The sequence below is a fragment of the Armatimonadota bacterium genome (genome assembly GCA_016223145.1).
GTDB lineage: Bacteria > Armatimonadota > Fimbriimonadia > Fimbriimonadales > Fimbriimonadaceae > Nitrosymbiomonas.
In genome coordinates, this window is sequence record JACRPN010000008.1 from 315309 (window position 1) to 329757 (window position 14449).

General features: G+C 62.4%; 12 protein-coding genes. 9 read left to right on the forward strand and 3 right to left on the reverse strand.

What is annotated here, in order from left to right:
• The first annotated feature begins 271 nt into the window (after positions 1–271).
• From HZC36_06605 to HZC36_06635, 7 genes are all read left to right on the forward strand, one after another.
• Positions 272–1672, forward strand: a complete 1401-nt coding sequence (locus HZC36_06605) for an MCE family protein (GenBank protein MBI5706644.1) — start codon at positions 272–274, stop codon at positions 1670–1672.
• An 11-nt stretch (positions 1673–1683) separates the two neighbouring features.
• The gene (locus HZC36_06610) at positions 1684–2226 is read left to right on the forward strand and encodes a 50S ribosomal protein L9 (GenBank protein ID MBI5706645.1); all 543 of its coding nucleotides are present in this window, start codon (positions 1684–1686) and stop codon (positions 2224–2226) included.
• 55 nt (positions 2227–2281) lie between these two features.
• Positions 2282–3346 (forward strand): hypothetical protein, encoded by a 1065-nt coding sequence (locus HZC36_06615; protein MBI5706646.1) that lies wholly within the window; start codon positions 2282–2284, stop codon positions 3344–3346.
• Between the two features lie 225 nt (positions 3347–3571).
• Positions 3572–4810: an HD-GYP domain-containing protein gene (locus tag HZC36_06620; protein MBI5706647.1), complete on the forward strand. Its 1239-nt coding sequence runs from the start codon at positions 3572–3574 to the stop codon at positions 4808–4810.
• Entirely contained in the window at positions 4807–5517 is a 711-nt protein-coding gene (locus HZC36_06625) for a hypothetical protein (protein MBI5706648.1), read from the forward strand. Before HZC36_06620 ends, HZC36_06625 begins: the two co-directional genes overlap by 4 nt.
• Positions 5518–5537: 20 nt before the next feature.
• The gene (locus tag HZC36_06630; protein ID MBI5706649.1) at positions 5538–7226 is read left to right on the forward strand and encodes a glycosyltransferase family 39 protein; all 1689 of its coding nucleotides are present in this window, start codon (positions 5538–5540) and stop codon (positions 7224–7226) included.
• Positions 7205–8137 (forward strand): tyrosine recombinase, encoded by a 933-nt coding sequence (locus tag HZC36_06635; GenBank protein ID MBI5706650.1) that lies wholly within the window; start codon positions 7205–7207, stop codon positions 8135–8137. Before HZC36_06630 ends, HZC36_06635 begins: the two co-directional genes overlap by 22 nt.
• Before the next feature lie 42 nt (positions 8138–8179).
• Here the strand turns inward: HZC36_06635 and HZC36_06640 are convergent, their stop codons facing one another.
• Positions 8180–8962: a PEP-CTERM sorting domain-containing protein gene (locus HZC36_06640; protein MBI5706651.1), complete on the reverse strand. Its 783-nt coding sequence runs from the start codon at positions 8960–8962 to the stop codon at positions 8180–8182.
• 137 nt (positions 8963–9099) lie between these two features.
• Between HZC36_06640 and HZC36_06645 the strand changes: the two genes are divergently transcribed.
• Positions 9100–9978 carry a DMT family transporter gene (locus HZC36_06645; GenBank protein MBI5706652.1) on the forward strand — a complete coding sequence of 293 codons (879 nt, stop codon included), beginning with the start codon at positions 9100–9102 and terminating at the stop codon, positions 9976–9978.
• A gap of 98 nt (positions 9979–10076) precedes the next feature.
• Here the strand turns inward: HZC36_06645 and ggt are convergent, their stop codons facing one another.
• Positions 10077–11774, reverse strand: a complete 1698-nt coding sequence (ggt, locus tag HZC36_06650) for a gamma-glutamyltransferase (protein ID MBI5706653.1) — start codon at positions 11772–11774, stop codon at positions 10077–10079.
• Positions 11775–11823: 49 nt separating this feature from the next.
• A complete protein-coding gene (locus HZC36_06655; protein ID MBI5706654.1) occupies positions 11824–13839 on the reverse strand; it encodes a Zn-dependent oligopeptidase in 2016 nt (671 codons plus the stop codon).
• 86 nt (positions 13840–13925) lie between these two features.
• Here HZC36_06655 and HZC36_06660 point away from each other — a divergent pair, with 86 nt between their 5' ends.
• Positions 13926–14360 (forward strand): DoxX family protein, encoded by a 435-nt coding sequence (locus HZC36_06660; GenBank protein ID MBI5706655.1) that lies wholly within the window; start codon positions 13926–13928, stop codon positions 14358–14360.
• Positions 14361–14449: the final 89 nt, after the last annotated feature.

Sequence of the window (14449 nt, forward strand, 5' to 3'; positions counted from 1 at the left end):
TTTTCCCCCTCACCCCTGTTCGCTGCGCTCCCCGATAGTCGGGGCAAGCACTAGCCCTCTCCCACGAGGGGCGAGGGGGTTCCTGACATCAAACCTCAGACCTCAGACCTCAGACCTTCTTCCCCCTCATCCCTTCAACGCTTCACTCACCTTCCCTCCGGCGCCCCGTCTCCCCGTTTCTCCGAACCTCCCTTTCACCCCTCACGTATCTCTCACGTCCCTTCGCCCCATTTCCCTCGTCCAAATACCAGTAAGGAGCTAAACTCGCACCATGCAAGGGGCTTGGAAGGTCGGACTGCTTGTCGTCGTGTTCGTGGGGCTGCTTTTTGGCGCCTACGCGATCCTGGGCAAATCGCTCTTTGCCAAGAAGGCGGACCTTTATTACGCCGAGTTTGAGGACGCCACCGGGCTTGCCCTCGGTGGGGCCGTGCTTATGGCGGGCGTGAAAGTCGGATCGATCCAGGATATTCAGTTGACCGAGATCGGCACGGCAAAGGTCTCGATCGCGCTGGAAGAGGGCAGGCGCATCCCTGCCGGCAGCAGCGCGATGGTGCAGGGGCAGCTTATCGGGTTTGGCGATAGCCCTCTGGTGATCCTCGCGCCGCCAGGGAAGTCCTCGACCTTCTTGAGTCCAGGCGACATCTTGGCGGGCAGGAAGGGCTCGCCGATGGACAATTTGTTCCCTGAGTTCAAAACGACCGCTCAAGAGATGAACAAGACGCTCATCGCGGCTCGCGAACTCATCGGCGACGCAAAGATTAAGAACAGCCTGACCAACCTCATCGATTCGGCGGCCAAGACGGCCGATCGGTTTGGGAAGCTCGCAGGCGACGTCCAGGGAGTGCTCGCCGACAACAAGGCCTCGATCAAGTCGGCCATGAACAGTTTGGCGTCGGCGATGAAAGACGTTCAGGAGGGCGCCAAGCTCGCGGCAAACCTGCTGAAGGACGATCGCTGGAAGACCGAAGCCGAGGGCCTGCTCGCCAAGCTCAGTGAAACCGCCGGCAAGGCGGACACCCTGATGGCGAACCTCAACGAGCTTGTGACCGATCCCAAGCTCAGGGACCCGATCAATGCCTCTGCGGCGAACATCCAGTCGATCACCGAATCGGGGACCAAGATTGCCGCGAACACCGAGGAGATGACCAAGAACGGGATCGAAATCAGCAAGAACGTCGCCGAGGTCACCAGAAAGGCCTCAGAGCTGGCCGACGACGCTCGCGAGGTCCTTCAGAAGCTGAAGGAGTTCTTCCAGAAGGTCCCCTCGACCTCCGGCATCAAGAACATGACCACGGAGATGGACCTGCACCATCAGTCCGGCCCCTCCTATTGGCGGACGGACTTCACAGCGACCTTCCCGACCGAGGATGGGCGGTTCATCGCCGGCGTATTCGATGCGTTCGAGGGCAACAAGCTGACCCTACAATACGGTAAGGACGTGACGAAAAACATCGGATATCGGTACGGAGTGTATGCCAGCAAGCCAGGCGCCGGGGTAGACTGGCGCCTCGCGGCCAGGTGGGACCTGCGTGGGGACTTCTACGATATCAACGACCCCACGTTTGACCTCCGGTCGCGTTTCGATCTCGGAAACGGCTGGTTGGGCTGGATCGGCGTGGACAAAGTGTTCAGAAAGAACGCCCTTTCGCTCGGAGTCGGGATCCGAAAATAGGTGGATTTCCGATGCGCGTCATATTGAATCAAACGGTGCCGAAACTCGGCAAGCAGGGCCAGGTCGTCAAGGTTCAGCCAGGCTACGCCCGCAATTTCCTTTTTCCTCGCGGTCTGGCGATCGTCGCCGACAAGAGGCAGCTTGGAGTGCTCGAACAGAAGATGGCTCGAGTCGCTGCTGCCGACGCCTCGACTCTTGAAGGCGCAAAAGCGCTGAAGGAGAAGCTTGACGGACAGACCGTGCGCATCGAGGGCAAGGCGGGGAGCGGCACGACGAAGCTGTTTGGAGCGGTCACGTCGCAGAACATCGTGGACGCTGTCAAGGACCAGCTTGGGATCGCCATCGACAAGAAGCAGGTGGCGCTTCTCGACCCGCTGAAGCGGCTCGGCAAGCACTCGGTGGAGCTGGATCTGCACCGCGAAGTCGAGGCCCACATCACGGTCACCGTGTTCGACCCGGCGATCCCCGAAGAGGATGAGGCTGCTCCGGAAGCCGAGGCCGAGGATGTTGCAGAGACCGATGAAGAGGCCCCGGCGGAAGCTGAAGCCGAGTAATCGTTTCGAATCGTGTCGCGAGAGCGGCCGAAACGTCGTATGATCTTGCAAGAAGATGCTGATCACGCTCGTTTCGGCCGCTTTGGTTTTATATGGGGCTAATAGCGCCGGACTGTCTGAAAAGCAGGCGGTTCGTGTTACCCCCCTCACCCGGTTCGCTGCGCTCACCGACCTCTCCCCGATGGGGCGAGGGGGAGAGGTTGCCTCAGTCAAGCTTCGGCGGATCTTTGCCAAGGGTGAGAAGTTCGAGTACGAGTTCAAGTCGAGCCTCTTGACCGAAGTTCGGGACTTGGTGATCACCACCTTCATGCCCGAAAAGATCGTCTACGAGTACAAGTTCGGCTATGAGATCACCGCCCTCAAGCCCGACGGTTTCTGCGAACTGAAGTACAAGCGTCCCTCGATCACGATCACCGAGCCCGGCGAAGACGGCCCCGAGAAGACGGTTGAGAAGCTCGACCAGGACGTCTTGATCACGCTTTCGCCGGTCAACGACATGGTGTCCATCAAGGACCAGTCTCCCCCGAAGAAGGGGGGCAAGGACGGCGGCGGGAGCCTTAGGTCCCACCGACTCGTTGGCCTTCCCCGTGCTCAGGTGGACGTCATCGGCCAGTTCGTCGGTGAACTCCACAGGCTGGCGGCATTCGTCGGTTCGATGGATTCCTCGCTGGACTTCTCGCCGAGGCTCCCTTTTGAAGAGGAAGTCGCGCCGGGTGCTACCTGGAAGCGAACGGTCGGCTATTCGCCCCAGAAGTCGAGCTCGGACTCGAAGATGGTGGTTCAGCGGCTGGACTACACCTACACCTACGTGGGGATGGTGGAGTCTGGGGGCAAGCAGGTGCAGCGGGTCACGGCAGACATGAGCCTTGACAGCGACCTCGCCCAGTTCATCCACGATACGTTCAGGCTCAAGCCGGCGCAGACCGGGCTTAAGGCTATTCCGCTCAAGCTCAAGGTCCACGTGGACTACGACCTTGACCCGAAGACGATGCGCACGATCGTTGCCAACGCCACCTCGGAGGGTGGGTTCAGCGTTACGATTTCGGCCTCGGCGGACCCGGTAATCGAGGAGATCTTTCACGGCACCTGCAAGCTGAAGGCGGCGGGTCCGGCGAAGTAGCCTGGGCGCCGAACCGTGAGCCGTGGGCCCGGCACCTATCCGCCGGAAGCTCCACCTCAACCCCTCCTCCTGGGCAAAAGGAGAGGCCCACCTGCTCTTCATCTCCTCATCTCATCATCTCCTCCCGTTATCCGAGTCCCCCTAACCAACCCCTCTTCGGCCGAGGCGGGCGGGGGGGAAGGACGAGCGTCTTTAGGGCCCCTTCAATCGTCCGTCTGCTGTAGGATGTCCGTAGCTCCGATTTCCCAACGCGAGGCAGGCCACCCGTTCTTGCCGTTCGCGAGTCTGGTGGTCGCCGGCACCGTACTGGTGGCGCAGCCTCAGAATGTTTGGCTGGCAGGGGCGCCGTTGTGGCACTTGGGGGTATGGCTGGCGCTTGGCGTCCTCGTGGCGCGGATCACGCGGTCCTTTTCGGGGTCCCAATACGCGATGACGTTGCCGTTTGTCACGATCACTGCGGTCGAGTTTGGGGTGCTCCCCGCAATGCTCATGGAGGGATTGGCGCGATGGCTTGCCGATCCCAAGGCGTCGCTCAGCGACCCCGCGCGGGCCCAATCGGCCTGCATCGGCGCGGGGATCGCGTCGGTTTGTGCGGGGATCGCGCTGCGGTCCGCGCTGGGCTACGGCCTTCTAGGAGCGGCGGCCATGGTGGGTCTTTGGGCGGTTTTGGAGGGAGGAATCCGGTTGGCGGCAAACGAGCGGCGAACCTTGGGAGCTTCCGAGTTGCCGGCGATCTTGGCCTCGTCGGCCGTGCTGATCAGCGTCGGCTCCACGCTGGCTGCTGCCGCGTCTCACGCACAGGGCGTTCCGCTGCTCAGCGCGGTCTTGGTGGTGCCGGCCCTCGCTCTTCGGCAGGCCCACAGAGGCCGATCGGCTCTTCTCAATCAATATTACGGAACCATCGCGGCGCTCTCTCAGATGCTCCAGCGCGCCCACCCTTACACGGGCGGGCACGTGGGAAGGGTGGCCTCCTTCGCCGAACGCACGGCGCTCGCCCTGGGGCTCTCGCAGAAGAGGGCGCAAATGGTGCGCGAGGCGGCGGTGCTGCACGACATCGGCAAGATCGCCGTGGACGAGCGCATTCTCGATAAGCCTGAGCCGCTGACCGATGAGGAATTCGCCGCGGTGAAGCGGCACAGCGCCTATGGCGAGGAGATTGTGGGCCACGTGAGCGAATTCCGCACCATGGCCACCTGGATTCGCAGCCACCACGAACGTCCCGACGGACGAGGCTATCCCGACGGGCTGACGGGCGAGGCCATTCCGATTGAAAGCAAGATCATCGCCGTCGCCGACGCGTTCGACGCGATGACCTCCGACGGCGAGGACGAGGCGGGGCGGGCATATCGCAAGGCGATCAGCGAAGAGGAGGCCCTTGCCGAACTCGACCGGTGCTCGGGCTTGCAGTTCGATGGGAAGGTGGTCGCAGCCTTTCGCGAGGCGGTGTTGGGAGGCGCGCGATGACGTCCGAGCTGATGATCGTTCTCGGCGTGCTGGCCCTGGTGTCGTTAGCCTTGCTCTTTTGGGAGCGGGTGTTGCTGCCTGCCGTGCTGGAGGAACGTTTCTGCGAATCGCTTCGGGCGTTCGGCGCGGCCTTCGAACTGCGGTTCCCGATCCACAAGGGACAGACGGACCGGGTGCGCGACCTCTGCGTGCAGGTGGGCCATCGGCTTGAGTTTCCGCAGAGGGTTCTCAAGAACCTGGAAAACGCCGCCCAGATGCGCGACGTCGGCCTTTGCGCCATGCCGTTCCGGCTCGGCGAGGGCCGACCTTACGAGCAATGGTCCGCCGCCGAGCGAGCCGCCTACATGAAGCATAGCGAGCTCAGCGCCAACATGCTCGAGTTCATCCCGTCCCTCAAGCCGCTGGCGCCGATCGTTCGGAAACACCACCTCTCGTATCGGGGTCCGATCGCCAACGGCGCGCCGGTGCGGTCCGATCTGCCCTTTGAATCTCGGGTGCTCAAGGCAGTGTCCGACTTTGTGTGGTTCGAGCGATGGCAAGGGCAGCTTTTGGCCCTGGAATCGATGCGTTCGGGGGCCGACACCGAGTACGATCCCGTGGTGGTTGAAGCGCTGGTGGGAGTCGTCACGGGCGCCGAGCGTCCCCGTGCCGGATTGGCTGCGGCCGACCTCGGTGTTGAGGCTATTGCCTCAAAGGCTCACGGTTGAGCGAGGCGCCCGAGCGCCCCTTGGCGCAAGTGCGCCTGATCCGCTACTTCCCCTGGATTCTGTTTCTCGCGGGTCTGGGCCTTCGGCTGGTGGGCATCGGCTGGGGACTTCCCAACAGCCTTCACAACCAGTCGTATCATCCCGACGAGATCGTGAACTGGGGTTACGCGCAGGAGATCGAGCCCCAGAGCCTTGACTTCGCGCCCGGATTCTACAGCTACGGCACGCTCTATTTGACGCTGCTTCGGGTTGCCTCCGACGTGGTGGGCGGTTATGGTGGTGGCATCGATCCCGCTCGGCCCGAAAGTGTGTGGACGTTCGTGGGGAACGGCATTTTGGCGGGACGGATCCTCAACGCCATCTTCGGCGCGCTCACGGGCGTCCTCGTCTTTTTGCTTTGCAGACGGTGGATGAGTCCCTTGGCGGCCTCGCTTGCCGGGCTGGCGATCGCCTTCGCGCCAGGGTTCACTGTTCATTCCCGGTTCGCCACGGTTGACGTGCTGGCGACGATGCTCATCGCTGCGAGCGCGTTGGTGGCTTCGCGGCTCCTCATCGCCGAGGGCGAGGAGGCTCTCGACCACAAACAAACGCTCAAGCTCGTGCTCTGGGCGGGGTTTCTCGCTGGGCTTAGCGCGGGCACCAAGTACACCGGTGGGTTGGCGATACTGGCCGTGCTGGCCGTCATCGTGATGGGAAGGAAGCCGGGATGGGGAAAGCTGGCGCTCGCGGCGGTGGGGGCATGCCTGCTCGGGTTCCTGGTCTCGACTCCTGGCTGCCTGACCGAGCCGGACAAGTTCTGGGCAGGCTTTTCCTATGAATTGGCACACTCGGCGCAGGGACACGGCTTGGTGTTTGTGGGTTTGGGAAGCGGCTTCGCCGTGCAGATCTACAACCTTATCGAAGGTTTTGGAGGGCTGTTGCTGTTGGCTTCGGTGGCGGGCGTCGCGCTTGCTCCGAAGAGGCTGAGGCCGCTGGTGTGGCCGCTCCTTGCGTTTGCGTTGCCCTACTACGTGGTGATCGGCCGCTCGGAGATCATGTTCCTGCGCTATTCGTTCCCGCTGCTCGTTCTCTTGGCGGTGGGTTTTGGCACGCTTGCGGAATGGGGGTTTGAGCGGGGCGAAAAGGTCGGGAGGCCCCTGGCCGCCGGGCTGATGCTGATCCTCGGCGGCGTGCCGATTTGGGGTGGTTTGAGGACGGCAGGAGTGATGGCCGCGTACATGGCAGGAGGAGACCCGCGAGACGAGGCGGCGCTCTACCTAAAGGAGCAGATCGCGAAGTCGCCTGGGACGACCGCCGGCATCGTGTCGGATCCTTGGTTCCAGACGCCGCCACTCTTCCCGGATTCAACCCAGCCGCGCGCCCGGTTTATGCAGAACTACGATGAAGCGATGGCCGAGATGCGCGCCGCAGGGATGGTCCAGTACGTGCCCGAAAACCCTGCGGAGCGTTTCGATTGGGACGTTAGGCTGCTCGACGAACTCAAGCCGTCGCTCGTCGTGTTCTCCAGCTTCGATATCGAGCCTCTGGCGCGGCTCGCCGAGCGCGCCGGGCTCGCACCTGGGATTCAACTTCAGGTGGACCGGTACAAGGCCTTCCTCAAGACGCTGCAGAGAGATTACGCGCTGGAGCGGACGTTTGGCGGCGGTCTCCCGGCGATCCACGACCTGGAGTACATTCGGCCCTGGATATGGGTCTGGAAGCGGAAATGACGGCGTCCACGGTCGAGCTGCCGGCGCTCTGGATGGAACCGATTGAGGCCTATCTGGACCACCTGCAAATGCAGTTGGGCGCCAGTCGCCACACCCAGCTTGCCTATCGCAACGACCTCACCCAGGCTGCCGATTTCTTTCGCAGTGCCGGGCTTGAAAGCTGGCAGCAGCTCGACCTGCGGGCCGTCTCGCGGTATCAGGCGACGTTGGGAAGACCGCTCGCGGCCACGACGGCCCAACGCAGGCTGAGCTCGCTTCGGTCGTTTCTCAAGTTCTTGAAGCAAAGGGGCCAGGGGCCAGCGATGGACCTGCCCTCGACGGGAGGTTTCCGGAAGCCCAAGGTACTCCCCAAGGCTCTGCCGATGGAGACGCTTGAGAAGCTGCTGGCTGTCCCCGATCTCGCCACCCCAAAGGGCCTGCGGGACCGGGCGATGCTCGAACTCATCTATGGCGCCGGACTGCGCGTGAGCGAGTCCTGCGACCTCGCCATGGAAGAGATTGATCTGGAGGGCAGGGCGCTTCGCGTGACGGGCAAGCGGGGTAAGACCCGGTATGTGCCTCTGCCCGGGCAGACCATCGAGTGGCTCCGGCGATATCTGGAATCGGGGAGGCCCGCGCTGCTGAGACGGCCGTTACGGAACGTCTTTGTGTCTGATCGTGGGCTGGCGATGCGGCGAACGACCGTTGGCCAGCGGCTGCAGGCGATGGCGGCCAAGGCCGACTTGCCGGAGCACGTCAGCCCCCACACCCTGCGGCACACGTACGCCGTACACCTGCTGAAGGGGGGCGCCGACCTGCGGGCGGTTCAAGAGCTGCTTGGCCACGCCTCGCTGGCCTCGACGCAGGTCTACACCCAGCTCGACCTGGACGAGGTGAGGCGCAAGTATCAGGCGGCCCATCCGCGTCGGTAGGCCCCTGGCGGCCAGTCCTTCGGCTGCCCGGAATCCCCCAAACTAGCGGCGCCGGCGAGCCAGAAAAGCCATACCGAGGCAGAATCCAAGGGCCGTAGCAGGCTCCGGAACCACCGTCAAAGTCGCATCATCCCAGAGGGTGATCCCCGCAGAGTCCGACTCCGTTCGGAACGAGACGGTGAGGACCTTGCCTATTCCCGGATCGCCCGGCTGCGCCGTGTATTCGAGCGTGAGGGGCACAAGAGAAAAGCCAGGGACGACTTGATTCAAGGGTGCTCCGAGCCAACCTGCTGAGCCTATGCGCCACTCCGCGAGCACAAGGCTCTCGGACGCAAGAAAGTCGGGATTTCCAAGATCCATAGGCCCGGCGATCAACTGGAACAGACCGGCTTTGGGGTCGGTGTCCTGGTCGAGCGGCATGCCGAAAACGACGGTCGCTCGATAGGTTCGATTGGCCTGGATGGTTTCACTAACCGATTGGCTTACTCGCCGCTCCCAGTTGTTGATGAAGAGCATCCGAGGGCCAGTGGGATCGCCGAAGCTGGTCGGCCGCATCAGCCCATGGTCCGAAGCGGTGCCGTGATCGCCAGGGATGGCGTACTGCCAGTCGGCAATTCCCGAGATCGCAGCGTAGTAGCTGTCATCGCCCAGGTAGACGGTGCGGATCATTTTCTGATCGTCGACGATCAGGTCGCTCTGGCCGGCCCCCAAAATGGGTGGCTCTTCGAATCCAGGATTGACGAGCAGATTCGTGGAGGCGAGGCTGCTGGACGCAATCAACAGCAATGGAGCCGTCGCCACGAGTTTCATCTCAAAGAGTCGCATGGACAAACCTCGATCGTCAGCCTATCTCCGGTTTGAGCCAGATTTCCAACGCAAACAAGTAAGGATTGGGAAGAGCCTCAAGTCTGGTATTTCTGCCAGGCACGGATCGACCTCTAGCGCGTGCGCCATACTCCCTTGTGCAAGACCAGCGCCACCGAGTATTCAGCCTTGCGCTGGTCGTCACCTACGTGTCCTGGGGCTACAATTTCGTCGCCCTAAAGCTCATGTGGAGCTACATCTCCGCGCCGGCCCTGGCTCTGACCCGTTGGGGCGCGATGATTGCGGGGCTCTATGCCTTTTGTCTCATCAGTCGGGTGCCCCGCGGCATTCCGCGCAGCGACCTACTTCTGGTGCTCTTTCAGGGCTTTCTTTCGCTCGGGATCTATATGGTGCTCTTCCTGGAGGGCACGACACGGACGGGCCCTGGTGAGGCTTCCATCGTGCTGGCCACGGCGCCGCTCTTCACCGCGCTCTTCTCGGCGCTGGCCAAGCAGGAGGTGCTGAAGCGCGAGACGGTGTTCTGGTCGCTCTTCGCGTTTGCAGGGGTCTCGATGGTGGTCGCGGGTCACGGCGTACAGGGCGGGCTCGTCGGCGACTTGCTGATTCTCGGTTCGGCGGTTGTATGGGCGGTGGCAACGGTCATCAGCAAGCCACTCGTGGGGAAATACCCTCCCGCGACGGTTCTGACGGTCTCTATGTGGGGCGCGCTACCGATCATCCTCCCCTATGGCTACTCCCAAGTGCTGGCCACGAATTGGGCGGCCCTGCCCCCGGTGGCAATCTGGCATTGGGTGTTCGTGGCCCTTGTCGCGGGAGTCTTCGGGTTTGTGTGTTTCTACGTCGGGGTGAAGCAGGTGGGCGCATCGGGGACGATGATTTATCAATACGCCGTTCCGCCATTGGCGAACCTTTTCGCGTGGATCGTGCTTGGACAGAGCCTTACGGGGGTCCAGTGGCTCGGGTTCGTCATCGCGTTTGCAGGCGTGTTCTTGGCGCAGAGGTCGAGGCTGAGGTAGGGGGCGGACGTTCCGGACCTTCAAATTGCGAAGAGCGACGGGCAAAGGGCGACGCCTTCCGGTCTCCAGACCACGAACCGCGGACCACGAACCCCGCCTCAGTAGCCTGCCGCGCCGGTTCCGGAGAGCCTCCTGTCAAGGCCCGCGATCCGGTGGCCCGTAGCCGGATCGACGAAGATCGCCTGGCAGGAGCCGATGGTTTCGGGCGTGGCTTTGAGGCGGTGGCCAAGCGCCTCCAAGGCGATCTTTGTGTCTGGGCTCAGGCCCCGAGCCTCCCAGCGCACTTCGTCGGGCAGCCACTGATGATGAAGCCTCGGGGCGTCGACGGCCTGCTGGATCGTCATACCGAATTCGGCGACGTTTAGGAACGTTTGGAGCACCGTGTTGATGATCGTCGGCCCGCCCGGCGATCCAAAAACCACGACCAATTGGCCGTGGCGCAGCGCGATTGTCGGCGTCATCGAGGAGAGAGGCCGCTTCCCGGGAGCGATGCTGTTGGCCTCGCCCTGGATCAGGCCGTAGTTGTTCGGGACTCCGGGCTTCGAAGCGAAGTCGTCCATCTCATCGTTGAGCAGGAAACCCGCGCCGCGCACCACGACGTGGCTGCCGTAACTGTCGTTGATGGTGTAGGTGTTTGAGACGGCGGCGCCCTCTGCGTCCACGACGGAGAAATGCGTGGTGTGCTCGCCTTCGTGAATCTGCCCGAGCCCAGGCATGATGTCCTTGGCTGCGGTCGCAAAGATCGGGCTGATCGTGGCGCGCAGTTTGGCCCCATAAACTTTGTCGGTGAGCTGGCCAACCGGGATTTTGGTGAAGTCGGGGTCGCCCATATAGGCCGCCCGATCGGCGAACGCCCGCTTCATGGACTCCAGCATCCAGTGGTAGGTCACCGACGAGCCTGCTCCGTAGCTGCTGAGGTCCTTGCCCGAGAGGATGTTGAGCATCTCAATCAGGGCGGTCCCACCCGAGCTTGGAGGCGGGGCGGTGATGAGGTCGTAGCCCTTGTAGCTGCTCTGCAACGGTTCACGAAAGACGGGCTGGTATTGGGCGAGGTCTTGCTCGGTGATGAGGCCGCCGCCGTCTTTGCATTCCTCTGCGATCAGCCGCGCGGTCTCTCCCTTGTAGAAGCCGTCCCGCCCATTCTTGGCGATGCGTTCGAGGGTCTTGGCGAGGTCGGGCTGCTTCAGCGTGTCGCCCCACTCGTAGAACTTGCCTTCACGGCAAAACACCTCCCAACTCGCCGGGAACCGCTTGAAGGTGGCTGAGCGCGACTTTAGGCCTCGGGCCAGTTCGAAGCTGACTTCAAACCCCTCGCGCGCCAGCTTGATCGCCGGCTCGACCAGATCGGCCCACGCGAGCTTTCCGTACTTGGCGTGCGCTTCGAAGAGTCCGGCGACGGTCCCGGGCACGCCGGCGGCTTTTTGGCCGACCGTGGATAGCGCCTTGACGACGTTGCCCTCTTTATCGAGATACATGTCCTTGGTCGCGGCGGCGGGCGCCGTCTCGCGGTAATCCACGAATACCGATTCGCCCGACTTGAGGCGGATGAGCATGAACCCGCCGCCCCCGATGTTGCCCGCAGCCGGAAGGGTGACGGCCAGGGCGAACGCCGTTGCGACGGCGGAGTCCACTGCGTTGCCTCCCTTGTGCAAGACCTCGGCGCCAACCCTCGAAGCGATGGCGCTGTCGGAGACCACCATCGCGCGCTTGGCGCGCAGGGTTTCGGTGACCTGCGATGGGGCGGGAGCCGCGACGAGCGACAGGAGCAGACCAAGCAATACGGGCAAGGACCTCATGCGGATAGGACCTTGCGCGCGCTCGTTTGGGTTCGGTGATTTGGGGCGTCTAGCCGCCAAGACCCAAGTGCTTTAGGAACGCGTCCATCTTGGGCTCGCGGCCCAAATAGTCCTTCAGCATGTCCATTTCTTCCATGGAGCCCCCTCGACCCAGAATCTTGTTTCGGTAGTACTTGCCCGCTTCAGGATTCAGCAGACCCAGCTCCTCGAATCGCTGGAACATGTCCTGGGCATACACCAGCGACCAAAGGTATCCATAATAGGCACCCTGATAGCCGACCATATGCGTGAACGAAGCGTGGTACATGGACTCGTTGATCGGCGCATAGGGCATGAGCCTTCCAAAGACCTCTTTGTACTTGGCGACCGTGTCTACCTTGCCGTCGGGCACCGTATGGAAGGCTTGGTCCATCTCGCCCAGGAAGAGCTGGAACGAGGTCTCGATCCCAGAGCCCAGGGTGCGCGCCCGAACCATTCCGTCCAGAAGGGCTTTGGGGAACTTCTCCCCTGTCTGATAGTGCGCGGCAAACGTGTCGAGCACCGCCGGGTCCCATACCCAGTTCTCCAGCATCTGTGAGGGTGCTTCGACGAAGTCCCTGGCCACCGAAGTGCCCGAGAATCGCGCGTAGCGGCACTGCGAGAGGATGTGGTGTAGGCCGTGGCCGAACTCGTGGAAGAAGGTCTCGGCTTCATCGTGGGGCAGAAGGGAAGGCTTCTCCGCAGTGGGCTTGGTAAAGTTGCATACGAGCGCCGCCAAGGGCACCTGCTCCTTGCCATTCAGATAGTAGCGGGGCCGCAAGCCCCAACACGCCGCGTGCGAGTATTTGGCGGGCCGTGGATAGAGGTCCGTATACATCCGGCCCAGGAGCTTGCCGTCCTCCATGCTCACGACCTCGTAGAGTTTCACGTCTTCATGCCAGAGCGGCAGCTTGAGTTCGGCTGCTTTGGACGTGATGTCGCGGTACTCGATGTTATAGAGCTTCGAGGTGATGGAGAAGAGCCCGGCGACCACCTTTTCCATCGGAAGGTACTCGGCGACCTTGTCCTGATCGACGGCGTACTTGTCCCGGAGCAGGGCATTCTTGTAGAAAGCGTAGTCCCAGACGTCGAGCTTGGCGTTCGGGTCGCCTGTCGCCTTGCGCTTGACCTCGTTGAATTCCACCATGTCGGCATCTCGCTTCTGGCGGACCAGCGGTTCGAGCTGCTCATAGAACTTGGCGATGGTGTCCGAGTTGCGCGCCATGCGGATCTCGACCTCGTAGTCGACTGGGGACTTGTAGTTGAGCATCTTGGCTTGTTGTGCCCTCAAGGGGATTAGCCGCTCGAGCACTTGGACGTTTTTGAGGCCGCCTCGGCGCTTGTGCGCGAGCCAGCACTTCTGCCTCGTGAGCGCCACTTCGCAGTTGTCCATGATGGCGGAGTAAGTGGGCGTGTCCATGCCGACCAGGTAAAGGCCGTTCGTCATCGGGATCCGCTTGAGGACTTCTGCGGGAACGCCTTTGAGCTCATCTGGCGCCAGCGCCACCTTGGTCTCGTCTTCGGCGATGTTGCGCTGAAAGTCGATGCCCAGCTTGTTGAGCTGCTCTTCGATACCCTGGAGCTGCTTTCGCTTGGCGGCGTCTAGGCCCATGCCCGAACGCCGGAAATCGCGCAGCCAGTGGTCGCACAATCGCTGCTCTTCAGGAGAAAGTTTGGCTTTTGTGGCCGCAGCGGCTTTCAGCGCCTTGTAAAGGTCCTCACGCTTGCCGAGCGCGATGGCCCAATTGGTGACGGCCTCATCTGCCGCCCGCGCCGAATCTCGCTCCTCGGCGTTGGTGGACACGTATTGCATGAAGACGGTGAGCGACGTGTCCACGTCGAGCTGAGCCGAGATCTTGTCCAGTGACGCGAAGGTGTTCCAGAAATTGCGGTCTTTGGGCTTGATCTTCAGGATGGCCGCGATTCCCGCGTCCGCCTTCTTGAGGGCCGCCGTTACGTTGGCAGGCACTTCTTGTCCAAGTCCAGTTGCTGCGAGGAGAATGAGCGCGCCGATGGAGGTCGCGCGCAGATGAGTCCACTTCTGCATGAGTCTTAACTCCGGGGCTTCGTCGCCCGTTCTTGCCAGAGTACCGGACCAGGCCGGCGCATCGTTCCCGAGGGGCGGTCCGTCCTTTGGCAGAGGCAAGCGCCAACATGCATTGGAACCCTGCAATTCTCGCAAACCTGGCGGCCTGCGCGTTCTTTGCGACGACGTTTATCCAGTCCAGCTACGACAAGCTGACGGACCGCAAGGGCAACCTCGAGTGGATGGTGCCGCACTTCGAGAAAAGCCCGTTCAAGGGTACGGTGCCGATGTTTCTCACGGCGTTAACGGCTCTTGAGTTTGTCAGCGGATGGGGATGTCTGATTGCGATCGTGTCGACCCTGTTTTCGGGACCGGCTTGGGTCGCCGCGGCAGCCATGGGTTGCGTTTCGCTGACGTTGGTCTGCCTGATGACGGGTCAGCGGTGGGCCAAGGACTACGCGGCAGCGGCATCGCTTACGGGCTATATGGCGTGTGCTCTGATCGGATTGGCCACAGTCCCGATGTTCCCGTTTGGGGAGTAAGGGCGTCAGGAGATGACACCGATACTCCGCACGCCCCGTTGGGGCTGGGGAAGCGGGTGAAGATGCCCCGGTTCCAGGGCGGTGCCCTT

Coding starts and splice junctions, on each gene's coding strand:
- ggt (MBI5706653.1), bottom strand. CDS start 11,774: ATGAGGTCCTTGCCCGTATTGCTTGGTCTGCTCCTGTCGCTCGTCGCG.
- HZC36_06605 (MBI5706644.1), top strand. CDS start 272: ATGCAAGGGGCTTGGAAGGTCGGACTGCTTGTCGTCGTGTTCGTGGGG.
- HZC36_06655 (MBI5706654.1), bottom strand. CDS start 13,839: ATGCAGAAGTGGACTCATCTGCGCGCGACCTCCATCGGCGCGCTCATT.
- HZC36_06615 (MBI5706646.1), top strand. CDS start 2,282: ATGCTGATCACGCTCGTTTCGGCCGCTTTGGTTTTATATGGGGCTAAT.
- HZC36_06625 (MBI5706648.1), top strand. CDS start 4,807: ATGACGTCCGAGCTGATGATCGTTCTCGGCGTGCTGGCCCTGGTGTCG.
- HZC36_06640 (MBI5706651.1), bottom strand. CDS start 8,962: ATGCGACTCTTTGAGATGAAACTCGTGGCGACGGCTCCATTGCTGTTG.
- HZC36_06610 (MBI5706645.1), top strand. CDS start 1,684: ATGCGCGTCATATTGAATCAAACGGTGCCGAAACTCGGCAAGCAGGGC.
- HZC36_06620 (MBI5706647.1), top strand. CDS start 3,572: ATGTCCGTAGCTCCGATTTCCCAACGCGAGGCAGGCCACCCGTTCTTG.
- HZC36_06635 (MBI5706650.1), top strand. CDS start 7,205: ATGGGTCTGGAAGCGGAAATGACGGCGTCCACGGTCGAGCTGCCGGCG.